Below are 19,029 nucleotides of genomic sequence, written 5' to 3' on the forward strand. Positions count from 1 at the left end.
GACGCGGGGGCCGTACGCGCCGACGCGGCCCGCCGCCCCGGCGCGGTTGCCGCGGCGCGCGGCTGGCCGGCCGCGCCGCGCGCCGCCGTCGGCGAGGCCAGCAACATCGGATCGAAGTCGGTCAGCGTCGCCTTCAGCGTGTAGGTCGAGTTCGCGTCGTGCCCGACGGCTCCGGCCAGATCGATGCTGCCCGCGCCGGCGCTCACGCGCACGTCGTCGAAACTGAGCCGCGCGGGGTCGAGCGTCACGCGGCCCTGGGCGCGCAGCGCGGCCTTCGGATCGGCGAGATCGAGCGCGACGCGCTGGACGTCGTCGTCGAGGCGAATGTCGATCGGTCCGGCCAGGTCGGTCGCGCGCACGCGCGAATCGAGAGCGTTCAGGTCCAGCCCGGCGACATTCAGGTCGAACCGGCCGTGCCGGCCGCTCAGCGTGCCGCCGCCCGTCAGCGTGGCGTCCTTCACGAACCGCACGCTCAGGTTCGCGATGCGCTGCGTCGTCGCGTCGAGCGCCACGTCGGCATGGGCGTCGACGAGCGGCAGCAGGTTCGCGTCGATCGCGCCGGGCTTCGCGTTGACGACCGATACCGTGCCGGCCACGGCGAAGCCACCGGGCGCGGTATGCGGCGCGGCGGAGGCGGAGGCGGACGCAGAGGCCGCTATGGACGCCGACGCGCCAGCCGGTCCCGCCGTGCCTGCGCTCGCGGCCGGCACGGCCGATCCTGTGCCTGCCAGACTACTGGCGGCGCCACGCGCCGCCGTCCCGCCAACCGCGCTCGCCGCGGCCTGAGCCGGCGGCCGCTGCGCGGGCCGCAACTGCGCCCGCACGGTCAGGTCGGCGAACGGCGCGCCGGGCGCGAACGCCTGGGGATTCACGTGATCGAACGCCAGCGTCACGCTGCGCAGCGGCACGGCGGCGAACGGCGTCGCCTCGATCCGCGCGCGGCCCGTCAGCTTCATCCCGCTCGCCTCGACCTGCGCGACCAGCGCCTCCAGCGAGCCGCCGAGATGGCCGTTCACCTCGACGTCCTCGTGGCTGACCTTGCCCGCGTAGCCGAAGTCGCCCGTGAGCGGAAACGGCCGCACGCCGTCGAGCGCGACGTGCGCGCTCACGGCGCCGTACGGCGTGTCGAGCCGCTCGACGGCGGCCTCGTGATGCCGGCCGTCGCTGCTCGCGCGAAAGACGAAGCGCGAGAACACGGTCGTCGACGCCCCTTCGCGCAGCCGCAGTCGCTCGACGCGCAGGTCGCGCAGGTCGAACGCGAGCGGCACGCGCAGGTCGTGCGGCAGCGTCGCGGGCGAGGACGGCGTGCCCGACGGCACGATCCGCAGTTCGACGTCGCCGAGATGCAGGTAATCGACGACGAAACGCCAGGGCTTGCCGCTGCCCGGCCGCTGCAACGACCACTGCCCGTCCACCCGGTCGAGCGCGGCCGAGGTGCCGTCGCCGCCGTGCCAGGCGAGGTCGCGCAGGCGCACGCCCGTCGCGAGCGTGCCGCCGTCGAAATGCCCGGCGAGCCGCCCGCCGAGCACGGCGACGGCGGCCCGCCAGACGTAGCCGGTGCCGCGCTCGGTCGTCGCGGCGCCGTAGAGCAGACCCGCGACGATCGCGACCAGCAGCACCGGCACGCCGACGAGCCAGATCAGCGCCTTCCACGGCCGCCAACGGCGGCGCGGCGGCGGCGCGGCGGGCGGGCGGCCCGCGCCGTCGCCGGACGGCATGCGGTGCGTGTCGTCCGGCGGAGCGGGCGTCCCGGGCGTCGGCGCGTTCATGCGGTCGGCGCGCCGACGCGCGGCGCGAAGCAAACGGACCCGGCCGATCGCGCTGGCCACGCAGCCGGGCAAACCGAAAAGGATCGCGCCGAACCGACCGGAGCAGCGCCCGCTTTCGCGGCACTCGACCGCGCCGGCAGACGCGAAGCGGAACGGAACCCGGCGCGCGCATCCATCAGAAAGCGATCCCTAGCGTGAGGTACGGCCGGATGTCGTGGTTGCGCAGGCCGTACGCGAGGTCGAGGTTCACCGGCCCGACGGGGCTGCGCCAGCGCGCGCCGACGCCCACGCCCTGGTAGAACACCTTGTCGCCCCAGGTGTCGGTCGCCGTGCCGATGTCGAAGAACACCGCCGCGCCCCAGTCGCGACTGAACCAGTGCTGGTATTCGGTCGATCCGGTGACGAGATACTTGGCCGGCAGCACCGAGCCGTCCACGTTGTCGCCGATGGTTTCGAACCCGTAGCCGCGCACCGAGTTCGAGCCGCCCGCGCGAAAGAGCAGCGACGCCGGCACGCCGGCCGCGCTGCCGCCCGTGAACACGCCGCCGAGCTCGGCGCGAAAGAGCACGAGGTCGTTGCGCCCGATCGGCACGTACTGCTGCCCGCGCATGTAGCCGCGCATGAAGGTCTGGTCGGTCAGCAGGCCCTTCACCGCGAAGCCCGCCTCGACGTGGATCAGGTTGCCCGAGCGCGGAAACAGCGGATCGTCGACGTTGCGCCGCGTCCACGACCACGACGGCACCAGCGCGCGGCTCGTGGTCGGCGGCCCGACGTTCTGCGTCAGCCGGTCCTCGTAGAAGAGAACCGAATACGAATAGTCGATGTACTGCGACGTGCGCGAGCGCTGCAGGCCGGCGCGCACGCTGTAGATGTGCGTATCCGACACGTCGGTGGTCGTGTACGACGCGAGCGCGCTGTTGGTCCACGCGCCCGGGCCCGGCGGCATCGAAAGCTGGACCTGGCCGTACTGCTGGATCTGGTCGAGCCGCCCCTGCACCTGGAACGGCCAGTTGCTGCCGAAGGTGTCGAGGTACGAGTACGAACCCTGCACGTGCGCGCCGGTGTCGCTCGAATAGCCGACGCCGCCGCGAAAATTGTTGTACGGATATTCGCTCACTCTCACGTGAACCGGGGTCAGGAGGGGCTTCGCCGTGCTGTCGTCGACGTCGATCGCGACGCTCGCATAGTACGGCGTGTTCTGCAGTTGCCGCTGCAGCTCGGCGATGCGCTGTACGTCGTAGACCTCGCCAGGCGACAGCGGGTTCACGTGCGTCGCGATGGCCGGCGAATAGCGGCGCGTGCCGGACACGTCGAGCGACCCGATCGTGAAGGTCGGCCCGCTGTCGAACGTGACCGAGAGCTGCGCGTCGTGCGTGCGCGGGTCGATGCGCGCCTGCGACTGCGAAATCCGCGCGCCGAGGTAGCGGCGCGCCTGCAGCGCCTTGAGCGCCGCGCTCTTCGCGTCGCTCCAGCCCGGCTGCGTGAACGGCTCGCCCGCGTGCAGCGAGAAGGCGAGGCGCGTGGCCGTCTCCTGCGCGGGGTCTTCGGTACCCACCGGGCCCGTGAAGTTCAGCGTCACCGACGAGATCGTGGTGCGCGGCCCCGGGTCGACGCTGACGCTCACGCGCTTCTTGCCGGCGACCGTGCGCACGTCGGTCGTCACGACGGGCGAGAAATAACCGTCGGTCGCGGCGAGGTCGCGCGTCTGCTGGGGCGTGGCGGTAACGAGAAAGCCGAACTGGTCGTCGGTGATGTCGTTGCGTTTCGCGAAGCGGGCGATGTCGAGATGCGCCTCCAGCAGCTTGCGCAACGAGCGCGGCGACGCGTGGATGTCGACCGTGTACGCGGCGGCGGCGGCAGCGCTGCCGGCCCAGAGCGCGAGCGCGGCGAGCACGAAGAGCCGCACGAGCGCGGCGGAGCGCGGCGGCGGCGGGATTTTCGAGACCTTCAGGATCTTCGAGACCGTCGAAACCCGCATGGCCAGCCAGATCGCCAGGGGCCGCCCGAACCCCGCTGCCCATCCGGCGCCCGATCGGTCCACCCAAGCGCTGCGCCATCCCGCCGCCTGGCCGGCGGCCGCGACGTCGCCCGAACCGGACGGAACGAGACCGCGCACGCGCCGCCGGCTGCCGGCCGCGCGGCGCGGCCGCCGGCGCAACGGTTCGATCGACCTTACTGCCAAACAGACCTCCGGCCGTCGTGAGACGGGGTTGCAAGGCGCCCGCGCGACACCTTCGAACAGGCTTTCGGGACGGGCACAAATGGGTTATTTGACCATACGACCGCCCTGTTTCGCGCGATCGCCGGCCCCGGATCGCCCCCGCCGACCCCGCCGACCCCGCCGCCTCGTCCGGCCCGGCCCGCCTCCCGCCGCCGGACCGGCGTTCTGCGCCGCGGCGCTTGCGGTAAAATCGGCTGCGTCGCGCAACCCGGCCCGCAACCCGGCCCCGGCAGACCCGGAAAACCGGGCGGCCCCATCAACCGCGGCCGCCCCGCCGGCACGCTACTTCGAACGGACCTCGACCATGTACCAATCGGACATCACGCAATTCCTGAACCAGTTGAAGCAGCAGAAGCCCAGCCTCGAGGAAGAACAGCGGCGCGGCCGCGCGCTGCTCTGGGACAAGCAGCCGATCGATCTCGACGAGCGCGCGCGGCAGCAGGCCTCGCGCGTCGGACAGACGCCCTACGTCTACTACCAGAACTTCTGATGACCGCAGCCGAGGGAGCCGGCACTTCGCCCAGGCCGGACGACGCGCTCACCGCGCCCGCCACCGACTCGACGCCCGACACGGTCGACGGCGTCGCGTTCGCGCGCCTGTACGGCGAGCCGCTCTTCAAGCTGCCGCAGGACCTCTACATCCCGCCCGACGCGCTCGAGGTGTTCCTCGAGACCTTCGAAGGCCCGCTCGACCTGCTGCTCTACCTGATCCGCAAGCAGAACTTCAACGTGCTCGACATTCCGATGGCCGAGGTCACGACGCAGTATCTGGGCTACGTCGAGCAATTGCGCCACACGAACCTCGAGCTCGCCGCCGAGTACCTGCTGATGGCCGCGATGCTCATCGAGATCAAGTCGCGCATGCTGCTGCCCGTCAGGAAGGCCGACACGGGCGAGGAAGCCGAGGACCCGCGCGCGGAGCTCGTGCGGCGCCTGCTCGAATACGAGCAGATAAAGCTCGCCGCGCAGCGCCTCGACCATCTGCCGCAACTGGGCCGCGACTTCCTGCGCGCCCAGGTGTACATCGAGCAGAGCCTCTCGCCGCGCTTCCCGGACGTGAACGGCGACGATCTGCGCACGGCCTGGGCCGACGTGGTCAAGCGCGCGAAGCTGGTCCAGCACCACCGGATCTCGCGCGAGGAGCTCTCGGTACGCGAGCACATGAGCGTCATCCTGCGCCGGCTCCAGAACGCGCGCTTCATGGAGTTCTGCGAACTCTTCGACGTGAGCCGCGGCGTGCCCGTCGTCGTCGTGAACTTCATCGCCATGCTCGAGCTCGCGCGCGAATCGCTGATCGAGATCACCCAGCCCGAGCCGTTCGCGCCGATCTACGTGCGGCTCGCGTACCTGCCGGCCTGAGCGCCGCAGCACCCGCCCTGGCTGCGCGCGGCGCGCAAATCCACTACAATCGCCCGCGCTCACCCCGCCCGACGGGCCGGGAGAGGCGCCGAGCGCAATCCCGCATGCGGGTTGCGGCAACCCCGTCCCGCACTGCGCGAGGCTTAACGCATTCCATCATGAAAGTCATCAGTTCGATCCAGGAGCTGCGCGACCAGCTTCGCGGCCAGAACCGCACGGCATTCGTGCCGACCATGGGCAGCCTGCACGAAGGCCACCTCTCGCTGATGCGGCTCGCCCGCCAGCACGGCGACCCGGTCGTCGCGAGCATCTTCGTCAACCGGCTCCAGTTCGGCCCGAACGAGGACTTCGACAAGTATCCGCGCACGCTCCAGGACGACATCGACAAGCTCCAGCGCGAGAACGTCTACGTGCTGTTCGCGCCGACCGAGCGCGACATGTACCCGGTCCCGCAGTCCTACCGCGTGCGCCCGCCGCACGACCTCGGCGACATCCTGGAGGGCGAATTCCGTCCCGGCTTCTTCGAGGGCGTCTGCACCGTGGTGATGAAGCTGATGTCGTGCGTGCAGCCGCGCGTGGCCGTGTTCGGCAAGAAGGACTACCAGCAGTTGATGATCGTGCGCGCGATGTGCCAGCAGTTCGCGCTGCCGACCGACATCGTCGCGGCCGAGACCGTGCGCGACGCCGACGGGCTCGCGCTCAGCTCGCGCAACCGCTATCTGGCGGACGCCGAGCGCGCCGAGGCGCCGCAGCTCGCCGCCGTGCTGCACACCGTGCGCGAATCGGTGCTCGCGGGCCGGCGCGACTACGCTCAGCTCGAGCTCGACGCCATGGCGACGCTCGCCGCGCGCGGCTGGAAGCCCGACTACATCGCGATCCGCAAGCGCGAGAACCTGCTGCCGCCGCACGCCGACGACACCGACGCCGACGCGCCGCTCGTCGTGCTCGCCGCCGCGAAGCTCGGCGCGACGCGCCTCATCGACAACCTCGAAATCTGACCGCCGCCCACCGCGATGGCGCGCGACGCGCCGGGAGCCTGCCCATGCAACGCCACATGCTCAAATCGAAGATTCACCGGGCGGTCGTCACGCACTGCGAACTGCATTACGAGGGTTCGTGCGCCATCGACGAGGACCTGCTGGACGCGGCGAACATCGTCGAGAACGAGCGGATCGACGTCTGGAACATCAACAACGGCGAGCGTTTCTCGACCTATGCGATCAAGGGCGAGCGCGGCAGCGGCATGATCTCGCTGAACGGCTCGGCGGCGCGGCGCGCGCAACTGGGCGACCTCGTCATCATCGCGGCGTTCGCCCACGTCGAGGAGGCCGAACTCGCGGCCGGCTGGAAGCCGAGCCTCGTGTTCGTCGACGAAAACAACCGCGTGAAGGGCAGCCGCGACCACGTGCCCGTGCAAAGCTGGAGCTGAGGGCGCGGCCCCGCGCCCGTGCTGCGTCCCGTTTCGCCCCGCTTCGGATCCCTTCGTCCCGCCTACTTGCCGGTCGCCCATTCGACGATGGGCTGCCACTGCTCCAGATCCTTCTCGACGCGGCTTTTCGCGACGTCCCAGAGCGTGAGGCCGTGCGCGGCGAGCTGCACGTAGTTCTGCGTGTCGCGCAGATAGCCGAGCACGGGCAGCTTGAGGCCCTCGACGAAACGCTGGAGCTGGTCGGCCGAACGCGTGCGCGCGTCGACGCGCATCCCCACCACGCCGACCTCGATCTCGCCCTTGCGCACGGCCTTCTCCTTCGCGAGACGGTCGAGGAAGTCCTGGGTCGCGAGGATGTCGAACATCGACGGCTGCAGCGGCACGATCACGCGGTCGGCCAGCTCCAGCACCACGCCGAGGCGGTTGCCGTGCAGCCCCGCGGGCGTATCGACGATCGCGCGCTCGAGCCCCCGCGGCGGCCGCGCCGGCGCGTCGAAATCGACCTGCCAGGCCTCGATGGGCGGCAGCGTCGCCGGCCGCAGGTCCAGCCATGCGTGCGCGGACTGCTGCCGGTCGAGGTCGGCGAGGGCGACCCATTCGCCCTGCGCGGCGAAATAGCCGGCCAGATTGGTGGACAGCGTGCTCTTGCCGACGCCGCCCTTGGGGTTCGCCACCACGATCACCGTCATGAATGCTCCCGTCTGAAAGGCCGGCGCGCAGGCCGGCCGGTTTGTCGTTGCCCCGGGTCCGCCCGGCGAGGCGTTTTGACCCTCCCGCCGATAATATCGGCAAATCGGCCCGGGCCGAAGTATTCAGTCTTGCCGGACGGGTTATCCCGGGGGCCGGAAAGGCCGACCGGCCAGCCCCGGTCGTCGCCCGAAGCACGCGGCGCCCGGCGGCGCCCCGCGCGCTTCGGGCCCGCCGGGCGGCGCCTGCCCGCCGCCGCCCCAACCCGGCATGGTTCGTACACCGGAGCGTCGGATCGGCCGTCCGACAGTGCGACAGGTCGTACCCGGCGCCGGTCTCGCGACGACGAGCGGCGCGCCCGACCGGCAGGCGGGCACGCGCGGCTCAGCTAATCGCGCCGAACACGCGCGCAAGGTCCAGATGCTCCGCCAGCGTATCCGCGAGCCGGTCGAGCGAGGCCTCGCGCAGCGCCGGGTAGTCGAGCGGCCGGGCCGCAGCGAGCCCGGCCCATTCGAGCAGCGCGGCGCAGGCGCGCGGCGTGTCGAAAAGGCCGTGCACGTAGGTCGCGAGAATCTGGCCATCGGCGGACTGCGCGCCGTCCGGGCGCCCGCGTCCGTCGCCGCTTTCGCCGTCGGCATTACCGCCCTCGCCGGCCGCCCCGTTCCCGCCGTTCCCGCGCCCGGCGAGCCACAGCGCGGGCCGCGCCAGCGCCGGCCCGCGCGTCTCGCCCATGTGAATCTCGTAGCCGGCCACCTCGGGCGCACCGTCGAGCGCGAGCGTGCCCGTCACGTTCTCGAGCGTCTTCTCGCGCGTCAGCACGGTCGAACAGTCGAGCCAGCCGAGGCCCGCCGTCGCGCCTGGCGGCCCCTCCACGCCGTGCGGGTCGGCCACCTCGCGCCCGAGCATCTGCAGCCCGCCGCAGACGCCGATCACGCGTCCGCCGTAGCGCAGATGCCGCGCGAGCGCCGCCTCCCAGCCCTGCTCGCGCAGCCAGGCCAGGTCGTCGCGCACGTTCTTCGAGCCCGGCAGGATCACGAGATCGGCGGCCGGCGGCGGACTGCCCGCCGGCACGTAGCGGAAATCGACCTGCGGATGGGCGCGCAGCGCGTCGAAATCGGTGTGATTGCTGATGCGCGGCAGCGCGGGCACGATCACGCGCAGCGTCTGGGCGCCCTCCTCGGCGCCGCTGTGCGCGACGCGCGGCAGCATGTCCTCGGCGTCGAGCGTGAGTCCGTGCAGATACGGCACGACGCCGAGCACGGGCTTGCCGGTGCGGGTCTCGAGCCAGTCGAGGCCCGGCCGCAGCAACGCCGGGTCGCCGCGAAAGCGGTTGATGACGAAGCCGCGCACGCGCGCGCGCTCGCTTTCCGACAGGCATTCGAGCGTGCCGACCAGATGCGCGAACACGCCGCCGCGGTCGATGTCGGCGACGAGCAGCACCGGGCAGTCCACGGCCTCGGCGAAGCCCATGTTCGCGATGTCGTTCGCGCGCAGATTGATTTCGGCGGGACTGCCGGCGCCTTCGACGAAGATCGTGTCATAGCGCCCGCGCAGCCGGGCGTAGGCGGCCAGCACGGCTTCGCGCGCGAGCGGCTTGTAGTCCTGGTAGGCCCGCGCGTCGAGGGTCATGCGCGCCTTGCCGTTCACGATCACCTGGGCGCCGCGGTCGCTCGTCGGCTTGAGCAGCACCGGGTTCAGGTCGGTATGGGCCTCGATGCCGGCGGCGAGCGCCTGCAGCGCCTGGGCGCGGCCGATCTCGCCGCCGTCGGCCGTCACCGCGCTGTTGAGCGCCATGTTCTGCGGCTTGAACGGCGCCACGCGCGCGCCGGCGCGGCGCGCGAGCCGGCACAGGCCAGCGACGAGCGTGCTCTTGCCCGCGTCGGACGTCGTGCCCTGGATCATCAGGGTGCCGCGCGGCACGCGCAGATCGGGGAAATTCGGAGCGGTCATCGGCTAACAGGGGGAAACGGGAAGAACCGGCGGCCACGGCCGGTCCGGACGGCGCCGGGACAAAACCAGGGCAAGAGGGGCAAGGCCCAGACCGGAACAAGGCCTGGACGACGCCAGGGCAAGGCCGCGCCCGACACCAGCCGCTCTGGCCACTCCGGCGTCACCAGTCAACGCCAGCGACGCCGCCCGCATTATCCCATCGGTCCCCCCGCCGCGCGCTGCGCCTGGTACGCGCCGGGTACAATCACGCGATGATTCCGCGCGACCTCACCTTCATCGTCGGCGGCGCGCGCTCGGGCAAGAGCGCGCACGCCGAACGGCTCGCCAGCGCAAGCGGGTTGCCCGTCACCTACATTGCCACCGCGCGCGTCGCCGACGCCGAATTCTCCGCCCGCGTCGAGGCGCACCGCGCCCGCCGGCCCGCCCACTGGGCGCTGGCCGAGGAAAGCGTCGACCTGGCCGGCGCGCTCGACGCGGCCGCGGCTCCGGGCCGCTGCGTGCTGATCGACTGCCTGACGCTCTGGCTCGCCAATCTGCTGTGCCCGTCCGACGGCGGCCCGCCGCGCGCCGACTACGCCGCGCGGCTCGACGCGTTCGAGGCCGCCTGCGCCCGCGCGGCCGGCACGGTGCTCGTCGTCAGCAACGAGATCGGCCTCGGCGTGGTGCCACTCGGCGCGGCCACGCGCCTCTTCGTCGACGAACTCGGCGGCCTGAACCAGCGCGTGGCCGCGCTCGCGAACCGCGCGACGCTGATGGTGGCCGGCCTGCCGCTCGCGCTCAAGGGCGGCCAGCCATGACGACGCTGACGCTGCCCGTCGCGGCCCTCCTCGCCGTCGCCGCCGTGGCGCTCGACCGCATCTTCGGCGAACCCCGCCGCGCCCATCCGCTCGTCGCGTTCGGCCGGCTCGCCGGACGTCTCGAAGCGCGCCTGAACACGGGCCGGCACGGCCGCCCCGTCGGGCTCCTCGCCTGGCTCGCGGCCGTCGCGCCTCCCGTGCTCGTCGCCGCCTGGCTCGTCCGCGTCCTGCCCTTGCCGCTCGCGGCCGCGCTACACGTCGCGCTGCTTTGGTTCGCGCTCGGCGCGCGCAGCCTGCGCGAGCACATCGCGCCGATCGGCGCCGCGCTCGCACAGCGCAATCTGGCCGAGGCGCGCCGGCTGACCTCGCGCATCGTCTCGCGCGACACCGCCTCGGCCGACGCGGCGGCGCTCGCGCGCGCGGCCGTCGAATCGGCGCTCGAGAACGGCAACGACGCGATCTTCGGCGCGCTATTCTGGTTCGCCGTCGCCGGCGGTCCGGGCGCGCTCGCATTCCGCCTCGCCAACACGCTCGACGCGATGTGGGGCTACCGGACGTCGCGTTTCCTGCGCTTCGGCTGGGCCGCCGCGCGCATCGACGACGTGCTGAACTGGATTCCGGCGCGCCTCACCGCGGCCAGCTACGCCCTGCTCGGCGACACGTCGAGCGCCCTGCGCTGCTGGCGCGACCAGGCGCGGCGCTGGGACAGCCCGAACGCCGGACCGGTGATGGCCGCCGGCGCGGGCAGCCTGAACGTGCTCGTCGGCGGCGCGGCGGTCTATCACGGCGTGCTCGAAGCGCGCCCGCAGCTCGGCGTCGGCGTCTCGCCCGACGCCGTTCACGTGGACGCGGCCTTGCGGCTCGTCGAGCGCGCCACGGCGCTCTGGCTCGCCGTGCTGCTCGCGCTTGCGCTACTCGTCGCGGCGGTCGGCCATGCCTGAACCGAAGCGACACGACGCGAGCGGCCTGAGCGGCCTGAGCGGCACGAGCAGCACGAACGCCACGAGCGGCGGCCCGGGCCCCATCGCGCACGGCGGCAACCTGCGCGAGGCCGCGCAGCGCTACGGCATCGCCCTCGACGCCTGGCTCGACCTCTCGACCGGCATCAATCCGCACGGCTATCCGGTGCCGCCCGTGCCCGCCTCGGCCTGGCATCGCCTGCCCGAGGACGGCGACGGCCTCGCCGCCTGCGCCGCGCGCTACTACGGCGCGCCCGACGCGCAGCACGTGCTGCCCACCGCCGGCAGCCAGGCCGCGATCCGGGCGCTGCCGGCGCTGCTCGCGCCCGGCGTCACGGCCGTCGCCGCGCTGACCTACGGCGAATACGCGCCGGCCTTCCTGCAGGCGGGCCATCCCATCGTGCCGCTCGATACGACGCTCGAGACGCTGCCCGAGAACGTCACGCATGCGGTCGTCGCCAATCCGAACAATCCGACGGCCACGCGCGTCGAGCCCGAACGGCTGCTCGGCTGGCACGCGCAACTGGCGGCGCGCGGCGGTACGCTGATCGTCGACGAGGCCTTCGCGGACGCGCTCGACGACCCGCCGTCCGTATCGGTCGCGCAGCACGTGGGGCGCGAAGGGCTCGTCGTGCTGCGCTCGCCCGGCAAGTTCTTCGGGCTGGCCGGCGCGCGCTGCGGCTTCGCGCTCGCGCAGCCGGCGCGGCTCGATGCGCTGCGCCGCCGGCTTGGCGCCTGGACCGTCAGCGGGCCGGCGCGCCACGCGGTGACGCACGCGCTCGGCGATCAAACCTGGCAGCGCGAAACGCGCGCGCGGCTCGCGGCCGACGGCGCGCGGCTCGTCGCGCTGCTGGAGCGCCACGGTTTCGCGCCGCGCGCGACGCCGCTCTTCGCCTGGGTCGTCGACCGGCGCGCGCACATGCTGCACCAGGCGCTCGCGCAACGGGCGGTCTGGACCCGCCTGTTCCCCACGCCCGCGAGCCTGCGCTTCGGCCTGCCGGGCTCCGAAGCGGCATGGCGGCAGTTCGAAACGGCGCTCGCCCACAGCCTCAGCGCGCTCTCGCCGGACCGGCAATGAGGGCGAACGCGGCCGCCCGCGTCATGGGCACCGCGGGCGCCATCGTCATGACCTGCGCCTGTCTGCTCGCCGCCGCGTGGTGCCGCGACGCATACGCGGCCATCACCGTCACCGACGACACCGACGACACCGGCGCCGCCGTCACGCTCGCCGCGCCGGCGCAGCGCGTCGTCAGCCTCGCGCCGCACGCGACCGAACTCCTCTACGCAGCCGGCGGCGGCGCGAGGCTCGTCGGCGCGGTCTCGTACAGCGATTACCCGCCGCAGGCGAAAACCGTACCGCGCGTCGGCAGCTACCGCGCGCTCGACCTCGAACGCATCGTCGCGCTGAAGCCCGACCTGATCGTCGTCTGGCCGCACGGCAACGCGCAGCAGCAGATCGACCGGCTGCGCGCGCTGCACATTCCGCTCTTTTCCAGCGAGCCGCGCCGGCTCGACGACGTCGCGACCTCGCTGATCCGTCTCGGCCGCCTGCTCGGCACCGAAAACACGGCCGATGCCGCCGCCGGCGCCTACCGGCACGAGATCGCGCAGTTGCGCGCGCGTTACGCCGGCCGGCCGCCGGTCAGCGTGTTCTACGAGGTCTGGGATCGGCCGCTGATGACGCTCAACGACGCGAACGTGATCGGCAACGTCATCGCGCTGTGCGGCGGCCGCAACGTGTTCGGCACGCTGCGAGAAAGCGTACCGACCGTCTCCGCCGAAGCCGTGCTCGCCGCGAATCCGGAGGTCATCGTCACGGCCGCTCCCGGCGCGACGGCGCCGGACGCGCCGCTGCCGGCGCTCGACCGGTGGCGCGCCTGGCCGACGCTGACCGCCGCCGCGCGCGGGAACCTGTTCGCCATCGACGGCGACCTGCTCGACCGGCCCGCGCCGCGCATCGCGCAGGGCGCCGCGCTGCTGTGCCGCGATCTGGAAACGGTCCGCGCGCGCCGCCCGGCGGCGGCCCCATCGGCAAGGTAGCAAGGTAAGTCAGGCGTTCCAGCGCACGAGCGTCCAGGCGTCGCCCTGCGCCCGCTCCGGCTCGCGGCGCAGCCAGACGATGCCAGCGAAATCGACGGGCCAGCGCGCGCAGCGTTCGAGCGGCACGCCGAGCGCCTGGGCCGTCACGGCGCGGATCACGCCGGCGTGGGTGACGACCCAGCGCATCGGCGGCTGCGGATCGCGCTGCAATCCGTCGAACCAGGTCTGCACGCGCGCGCCGAACTGCGCGACGCTCTCGCCGCCGTGCTCGCGGGCATGGTAAAAATCCGCCGCCCAGGCATAGAGCGGCGCGCGGCCGATCGCGTCCCACGGGCGCATCTCCCAGGCGCCGAAATCCATCTCGGCGAGCCGCGCGTCCTCGCGCGCCGCCTCGCCCTCGCCTTCGCTCAAGGCGATGCGTTCGGCCAGCGCGGCCGCCACGCGCGCGCAGCGCTGCCGCGGGCTCGTCTCGATCCGCCGGGGCAACCCCGCGGCCGATACGCCGAGCGCCTCGAGACGCGCCGCCAGCGTCGCCGCCGCGTCGCGCGGATCGACGGCCAACGGCACCTCGCTGCGCCCGTAGCAGACGCCGGCCGGCACCGCGACGGCCGGATGCCGGATCAGGACGAGATCCACGCAAGCCCCAGCAGATAGACGGCCAGCTCGAACACCTGCTGCGCGAAACCAAGGCAGTCGCCCGTATAGCCGCCGAGCCGACGCGCGAAATAGCGGCCGAGCGCGACGCGCAGCACGGCCAGCACCGCCAGCGAGACAACGCCGAAGCGCCAGTCGGGCCGCGCGGACCAGACGAGCCCCGTGGGCCAGAAAAGCCAGGGCAGGCCGAAGACGCCGGCCAGCGCCCAGGCGCCGGGGCTCATGCGCCGCGCGACGGGCTTCGCCTTGCCCTCGTCGCGCACGTAGTCGAGCGTGACGAGATAGCTGATCGCGCAGGCGCGGCTCGCCGCGTGGCCGGCGATCATCAGCGCCGCCGCGCGCAGCGGCGGCAACGCGGCCAGCGTCTGCCACTTCAGCGCCAGCGCGAGCACGAGGCCGACGGCGCCGAACGCGCCGATGCGCGAGTCGTGCATGATGCGCAGCACGTCCTCGCGTCGCCATGCGCCGCCGAACGCGTCGCAGCAGTCCGCGAGGCCGTCCTCGTGAAACGCGCCGGTCGCGACGAGCGTCGCCGCCATCGAGAGCAGGACCGCGACGCCGGCCGGCAGCACGCGCAGCGCGGCCAGATAGACGAGCGCGCCCAGCGCGCCGACGAGCACGCCGACGAGCGGAAAGTAACGGGCCGCCGCGCTGAGCCACTGCGGCTCGTAGCCGACCCAGCGCGGCACGGGCACGCGCGTGAAATAGCCGAGCGCCGTGAAGAAATAGCGCAGTTCCGCGAGCGGTTTCATGACGGGCGGGCGCCGGATCTGGCGGATCTGGCGGATACGGCGAACCCAGCAGGCCCGGCAGACGCGGCGAATGCAGCCCGAACGCGAGACAACCGGCGCGAGGAGCGCGCGCCCGCCTCCGGCCCGGAAGACGCGCCGCCCGAGCGCCCGGCGCGCGCGCCGTCAGTCATCGCGCCCGTCGTCGCGATCCGCGACGCCCGCCGATTCGAAGCTCGCCATTTCGTTCAGGAACGCGGTGGCGGCCCGCAGGAGCGGCACCGCGAGCGCCGCGCCCGTGCCTTCGCCGAGCCGCAGATCGAGCGAGAGCAGCGCCCGCGCGCCGAAGTGTTCGAGCATGCGCCGGTGCCCGGCCTCGTTCGACGCGTGCGCGAACACGCAGTATTCGCGCACGGCCGGCGCGAGCGCGTCGGCCACGAGCAGCGCGGACGTCGCGATGAAGCCGTCGACGACGATCGTCATGCGCGCCTGGGCCGCCGCGAGACAGGCCCCCGCCATCATCGCGATCTCGAAGCCGCCGAAGGTCGCGAGCACGTCGAGCGGCTCGCGCGCCGCGACGTGCCGCGCGAGCGCCGCGGCCAGCACGTCGCGCTTTTTCGCGAGCCCCGCGTCGTCGAGCCCGGTGCCGCGGCCGACGCACTCCCCGATCGGCACGCCGCAGAGCCGGCTCATCAGGCAGGCGGCCGACGACGTGTTCGCGATGCCCATCTCGCCGAAGCCGATCACGTTGGTGCCGAGCGCCGCGTGATGGTGCACGCGCGAAGCGCCGGCCAGCAGCGCGATGACGGCCTCGTCGCGCGTCATCGCGGGTTCACGGGCGAAGTTGCGCGTGCCGCGCGCGATCGGCATCGAGACGAGCGCGGGCGAAGCCGGCAATTCGGCCGCCACGCCCGCGTCGACCACTTCGAGCGCGAGCCCGGCCACGCCGCTCAACGCGTTGATCGCCGCGCCGCCGGCGAGGAAATTAGCGACCATCTGCGCCGTCACGGCCTGCGGATACGGGCTCACGCCCTCGGCGGCCACGCCGTGGTCGCCCGCGAACACGATCATCGCCGGGCGCTCGACGCGCGGATGGACGGTGCGCTGGATCAGTCCGAGTTGCAGCGCCAGCGTCTCGAGCTGGCCGAGGCTGCCGGGCGGCTTGGTCTTCGTATCGATCAGATGCTGCAGCGTGGGACGCAGCGAGGCGTCGAGCGGATCGACCGCGATGAGGCTGGACAGGGAGGACGTCATGTCAGGTGTTCGAATGAGGTTCGTTCGGTCTGCTTTCGTTTTCGGCCGGTGCGCCGGTGCGCCGGTGCGCCGGCGCTTCGCCGCTTTGTCGCCTTGTTGCTTCGCCGCTATGCGCGCTCCGTCGGGTCCGTCTTGCCGCCGCGCAGCGCCGGGACCAGCGCTTCGTGCGCGCCGTCGCGCACGAGCACCAGCGGATGCCCGAACGCGTCGCCGGCACGCTCGGGCGTCAGCACCTCGCGCACGGCGCCCGCGTGCACGCCGCCACGTCCGTCGAGCAGCAGCGCATGCGTCGCGAAACGCCGCGCCAGGTTCAGGTCGTGGCACGACAGCACGATCGTGCGCGCGGCCTCGCCGACCCAACGCGCAAGCGCTTCGAGACAGGCGACCTGGTGATGCAGGTCCAGATGCGCCAGCGGCTCGTCGAGCAGCAACACGGGCGCATCCTGGCACAATACGGCGGCGAGCGCGACCCGCTGCCGCTCGCCGCCCGACAACGACAGCACGTCGCGCGCGGCCAGCGCCTCGAGACCGAGCGCGGAAAGCGCCGTCCGCGCCGCCGCGCGATCGGCGTCGCGCTCCCAGCCCCAGCCGGCCAGATGCGGAAAGCGGTTCAGCAGCACGACGTCGAGCACGCTCGCGCCGAAGGCGTCGCGAACGTCCTGCGGCATTAGCACCCGGCGCCGCGCGAGTGCCACGGCGGACCAGTCCGCAAGCGGCACGCCGCCGCTCTCGACATAGCCGGCCGCGGGCCGCAGCAGACCCGCGAGCGCAGCCAGCAGCGTGGTCTTGCCCGCGCCGTTCGCGCCGGCCACGCACCAGACCTCGCCGGCGCCGAACGCCTGCGTGAGATCGGCGACGAGCGTGCGCGCGCCGGCCCGCAGCGTCAGCCCGCGGACGGCGAGCAGCGGCGCATTGCGGCTCCCCGTCGGGTGCGTGGCCGGCGTCATGCGCCCCGCCTGCGCAGTAGCATCCACAGGAACACCGGCACGCCCGCCAGCGCGGTCACGACGCCGACCGGCAACTGCATGGGCGCGACGACCGTGCGCGCGGCGAGATCGGCGGCCATCACCGCGCCGCCGCCCGCGAGCGCGGCGGCGGGCAGCAGCATGCGCTGGTCGTTGCCGAACGCGAGCCGCAGCACGTGCGGCACGACGAGGCCGACGAAGCCGATCGCGCCGCCCGTCGTCACGGCCGCGGCGGCCGCCACCGAGGCCGCCAGATAAACGCCGATACGCAGCCGCGCCACCGGCACGCCGAGCGCCTGTGCGGCGGCGTCGCCGCGCAGCAGCACGTTCAGTTGCGGCGCGACGGGCACGATGGCGACGAAGACGAGCGCGAGCGCGCCCAGCGCCGTCCACGGCATGCCGGCGCCGCTCAGGTCGCCCGTCAGCCAGAACAGCATGCCGCGCAGCCGCGCGTCGGGCGCGAGCGTGAGCAGCAGCGTGACGAGGGCGCCCCAGCCCGCGGCCATCACCGCGCCGCCGAGCAGCAGGCGCGCGGGACCGTCCTGCGCGGCGCCGGTCTGCATGCGCCACCATTCCCGCCGCGCGATGCCGAGCACGAGGACGATCGACGCGAACGCGCCGACGCAGGCGCTCGCCTGCACGGCCCACCATGCCGCGCCGGCGATCATCGCGCCGAGCGCGAACGCGGCCGCACCGCCCGACACGCCGAGCACGTAGGGTTCGGCAAGCGGATTGCGCAGCAGCACCTGGAGCAGCGCGCCCGAGAACGCGAGCAACGCGCCGCACGCGAAGCCGCCGAGCGCGCGCGGCAACCGGAGCGTGCGCACGACCTGTACGCCGAGGTCCGGCGCGGCGCAGGCCGGCCTCAACGCGTCGAGCGCCTGGCCGAACGTGACCGGCACGCTGCCCGCGAGCAGCGACGCCGCCAGCACGACGAGCGCGGCCAGCGCAAGCCCGGCCCAGATCGCGGTCGCGCGCCGCGCGCTCATCGCGGGCAACGCCCGGGCGTCTTCCGTGCGACTCGGCATGAACCGCCCGCGCCGCGGGTCGGAGACGATCCGTTCGTCACGGTCGGCGAAACGGCTGCTGGGCGTGTGGGCAAAACCATGGTCCTCGTCGGAAACGTTACGAATGAATCGGGGCCGATATCGGATCGGTCGGCGTCGTGCGTCGGCCGCGCGCTCGCGATGTTATAACGCGCCGGCACGCCGATGCCGCCCCGACGAACTTCGCGCCCCGGTTCGCCGGGCGGAACGCCGCCGTATCGCGCGAGACCCAGGCCGGGAACCCGCCCGCCCGAACGCAGGGCAACGCATTGCGCCGACCCGGCGCCTCTTTCGGCAAACGCACGCGGCATCGGCTTGACGACCGTTGCCGGCATGAAGCCGGGCGGTTACGACTGGAAACGACACAATTATCTGGATACGCTTTAATCCGCGCTAGAATGCCTGTCTTTAGAGGACGCAGCACATGCTCAACGAACTCGAAACACTCTCACAGAACATCGGGCGGCTCATCGAGATCAACCAGCGCCACCACGAGGCGCGCGTGGCGCTCGAGGGGCAGCTCGCGCAATTGCGCGCCCAGTGCGAGACGACTCAGGCGGAGCTCGAACAGGTGCGCCAGGAACGCAACGCGTTGCAGTCGGAACGCGACACGCTGTCGGCGAAGATCGACGACGCGCAGGTCCGCCTCAACGCCATCCTCGAAAAGCTGCCGCGCGCGCGTACGGCCGCCGAATCCGACAATCAGCTCGACCTGCTCGAACCCGCGCAGACGGCCGGCAACGACCTCGACAGCCACGGAGAGAATGCATGACCACCAAGCAGATCGAAGCGACCATTCTCGGCCAGACCTACCGCCTCGCCTGCTCGCCCGAAACGGAAGCCGCACTGCTCGAGGCCGTGGCCCGCGTCGACGCGGAAATGTCGAAGATCCGCGCGCACAGCCCCGTGCGCGGCATGGATCGCATCGCGGTCATGGCCGCCCTTTCGCTCGCCTCGGAACTGTTGCGCCTGCAGGCGAGCGTCCGCCACGGCGAAGCATTCCCCGCCGAGGAAATCCGTCGTACAATGCACCAGATGAACGAGCAGCTCGGCACGGTAATCCAGCGTTACGGCGTACAGTGACGAACAGGTGGGCCGAACTGCATCGTCCCGGTTTCAGTCATGCAATCAATACGAACCGCTGCCCGGCAGCGGCTCGGGTAGTTCAATC

18 protein-coding genes and 1 pseudogene are annotated in these 19,029 nt (G+C 72.6%); 10 read left to right on the forward strand and 9 right to left on the reverse strand.

Annotation, left to right across the window (positions count from 1 at the left end):
* Both CY652_RS20335 and CY652_RS20340 read right to left on the reverse strand, forming a co-directional pair.
* Positions 1-1,769: pseudogene (locus tag CY652_RS20335) on the reverse strand (translocation/assembly module TamB domain-containing protein); the annotation flags it as partial.
* Positions 1,770-1,944: 175 nt separating this feature from the next.
* Positions 1,945-3,747 (reverse strand): autotransporter assembly complex protein TamA, encoded by a 1,803-nt coding sequence (locus CY652_RS20340; RefSeq protein WP_102132602.1) that lies wholly within the window; start codon positions 3,745-3,747, stop codon positions 1,945-1,947.
* Positions 3,748-4,294: 547 nt separating this feature from the next.
* On the opposite strand from CY652_RS20340, the gene CY652_RS20345 reads away from it, so the two are divergent.
* The 4 genes from CY652_RS20345 (at position 4,295) to panD (ending at position 6,778) form a co-directional block, all read left to right on the forward strand.
* Complete coding sequence (locus tag CY652_RS20345; protein ID WP_102132529.1) at positions 4,295-4,480, forward strand: DUF3460 family protein; 186 nt, start codon at positions 4,295-4,297, stop codon at positions 4,478-4,480.
* Positions 4,480-5,349 (forward strand): segregation and condensation protein A, encoded by an 870-nt coding sequence (locus CY652_RS20350; RefSeq protein WP_102132530.1) that lies wholly within the window; start codon positions 4,480-4,482, stop codon positions 5,347-5,349. Before CY652_RS20345 ends, CY652_RS20350 begins: the two co-directional genes overlap by 1 nt.
* 158 nt (positions 5,350-5,507) lie before the next feature.
* The gene (gene panC / locus CY652_RS20355) at positions 5,508-6,347 is read left to right on the forward strand and encodes a pantoate--beta-alanine ligase (RefSeq protein WP_102132531.1); all 840 of its coding nucleotides are present in this window, start codon (positions 5,508-5,510) and stop codon (positions 6,345-6,347) included.
* A gap of 44 nt (positions 6,348-6,391) precedes the next feature.
* Positions 6,392-6,778: an aspartate 1-decarboxylase gene (panD, locus tag CY652_RS20360; RefSeq protein ID WP_102132532.1), complete on the forward strand. Its 387-nt coding sequence runs from the start codon at positions 6,392-6,394 to the stop codon at positions 6,776-6,778.
* A gap of 62 nt (positions 6,779-6,840) precedes the next feature.
* Here panD and CY652_RS20365 read toward each other — a convergent pair whose 3' ends face one another.
* On the reverse strand, positions 6,841-7,467 hold the full coding sequence (locus CY652_RS20365; protein WP_102132533.1) for a ParA family protein: 627 nt from the start codon (positions 7,465-7,467) through the stop codon (positions 6,841-6,843).
* Between the two features lie 382 nt (positions 7,468-7,849).
* Positions 7,850-9,415, reverse strand: a complete 1,566-nt coding sequence (locus CY652_RS20370; protein WP_180970701.1) for a cobyric acid synthase — start codon at positions 9,413-9,415, stop codon at positions 7,850-7,852.
* Between the two features lie 251 nt (positions 9,416-9,666).
* On the opposite strand from CY652_RS20370, the gene cobU reads away from it, so the two are divergent.
* Genes cobU through CY652_RS20390 form a run of 4 tightly spaced genes read left to right on the forward strand, consistent with a single transcriptional unit; the run spans position 9,667 to position 13,211 of the window.
* Positions 9,667-10,212 (forward strand): bifunctional adenosylcobinamide kinase/adenosylcobinamide-phosphate guanylyltransferase, encoded by a 546-nt coding sequence (gene cobU, locus CY652_RS20375; RefSeq protein WP_102132534.1) that lies wholly within the window; start codon positions 9,667-9,669, stop codon positions 10,210-10,212.
* On the forward strand, positions 10,209-11,153 hold the full coding sequence (gene cbiB, locus CY652_RS20380; protein ID WP_102132535.1) for an adenosylcobinamide-phosphate synthase CbiB: 945 nt from the start codon (positions 10,209-10,211) through the stop codon (positions 11,151-11,153). The genes cobU and cbiB overlap by 4 nt, the downstream gene beginning before the upstream one ends.
* Complete coding sequence (gene cobD, locus CY652_RS20385) at positions 11,146-12,249, forward strand: threonine-phosphate decarboxylase CobD (RefSeq protein WP_102132536.1); 1,104 nt, start codon at positions 11,146-11,148, stop codon at positions 12,247-12,249. The genes cbiB and cobD overlap by 8 nt, the downstream gene beginning before the upstream one ends.
* Positions 12,250-12,296: 47 nt before the next feature.
* On the forward strand, positions 12,297-13,211 hold the full coding sequence (locus CY652_RS20390) for a cobalamin-binding protein (protein WP_102132604.1): 915 nt from the start codon (positions 12,297-12,299) through the stop codon (positions 13,209-13,211).
* A 9-nt stretch (positions 13,212-13,220) separates the two neighbouring features.
* Here the strand turns inward: CY652_RS20390 and cobC are convergent, their stop codons facing one another.
* The 5 genes from cobC to CY652_RS20415 all read right to left on the reverse strand — a co-directional run bounded on the left by cobC (position 13,221) and on the right by CY652_RS20415 (position 17,840).
* Entirely contained in the window at positions 13,221-13,847 is a 627-nt protein-coding gene (cobC, locus tag CY652_RS20395) for an alpha-ribazole phosphatase family protein (protein WP_102132537.1), read from the reverse strand.
* Positions 13,832-14,617 carry an adenosylcobinamide-GDP ribazoletransferase gene (locus CY652_RS20400; protein WP_102132538.1) on the reverse strand — a complete coding sequence of 262 codons (786 nt, stop codon included), beginning with the start codon at positions 14,615-14,617 and terminating at the stop codon, positions 13,832-13,834. Before CY652_RS20400 ends, cobC begins: the two co-directional genes overlap by 16 nt.
* Positions 14,618-14,779: 162 nt before the next feature.
* On the reverse strand, positions 14,780-15,847 hold the full coding sequence (gene cobT, locus CY652_RS20405) for a nicotinate-nucleotide--dimethylbenzimidazole phosphoribosyltransferase (protein ID WP_102132539.1): 1,068 nt from the start codon (positions 15,845-15,847) through the stop codon (positions 14,780-14,782).
* Positions 15,848-15,954: 107 nt separating this feature from the next.
* On the reverse strand, positions 15,955-16,794 hold the full coding sequence (locus CY652_RS20410) for an ABC transporter ATP-binding protein (RefSeq protein WP_102132540.1): 840 nt from the start codon (positions 16,792-16,794) through the stop codon (positions 15,955-15,957).
* The gene (locus CY652_RS20415) at positions 16,791-17,840 is read right to left on the reverse strand and encodes a FecCD family ABC transporter permease (protein WP_102132541.1); all 1,050 of its coding nucleotides are present in this window, start codon (positions 17,838-17,840) and stop codon (positions 16,791-16,793) included. Before CY652_RS20415 ends, CY652_RS20410 begins: the two co-directional genes overlap by 4 nt.
* 442 nt (positions 17,841-18,282) lie before the next feature.
* Between CY652_RS20415 and CY652_RS20420 the strand changes: the two genes are divergently transcribed.
* Positions 18,283-18,630, forward strand: coding sequence for an ATPase (locus CY652_RS20420; protein WP_102132542.1), 348 nt, complete (start codon positions 18,283-18,285; stop codon positions 18,628-18,630).
* Positions 18,627-18,941, forward strand: a complete 315-nt coding sequence (locus tag CY652_RS20425) for a cell division protein ZapA (protein WP_102132543.1) — start codon at positions 18,627-18,629, stop codon at positions 18,939-18,941. Before CY652_RS20420 ends, CY652_RS20425 begins: the two co-directional genes overlap by 4 nt.
* Positions 18,942-19,029: the final 88 nt, after the last annotated feature.

The sequence above is a fragment of the Burkholderia sp. WAC0059 genome, assembly GCF_002870125.1.
Lineage (GTDB): Bacteria > Pseudomonadota > Gammaproteobacteria > Burkholderiales > Burkholderiaceae > Paraburkholderia.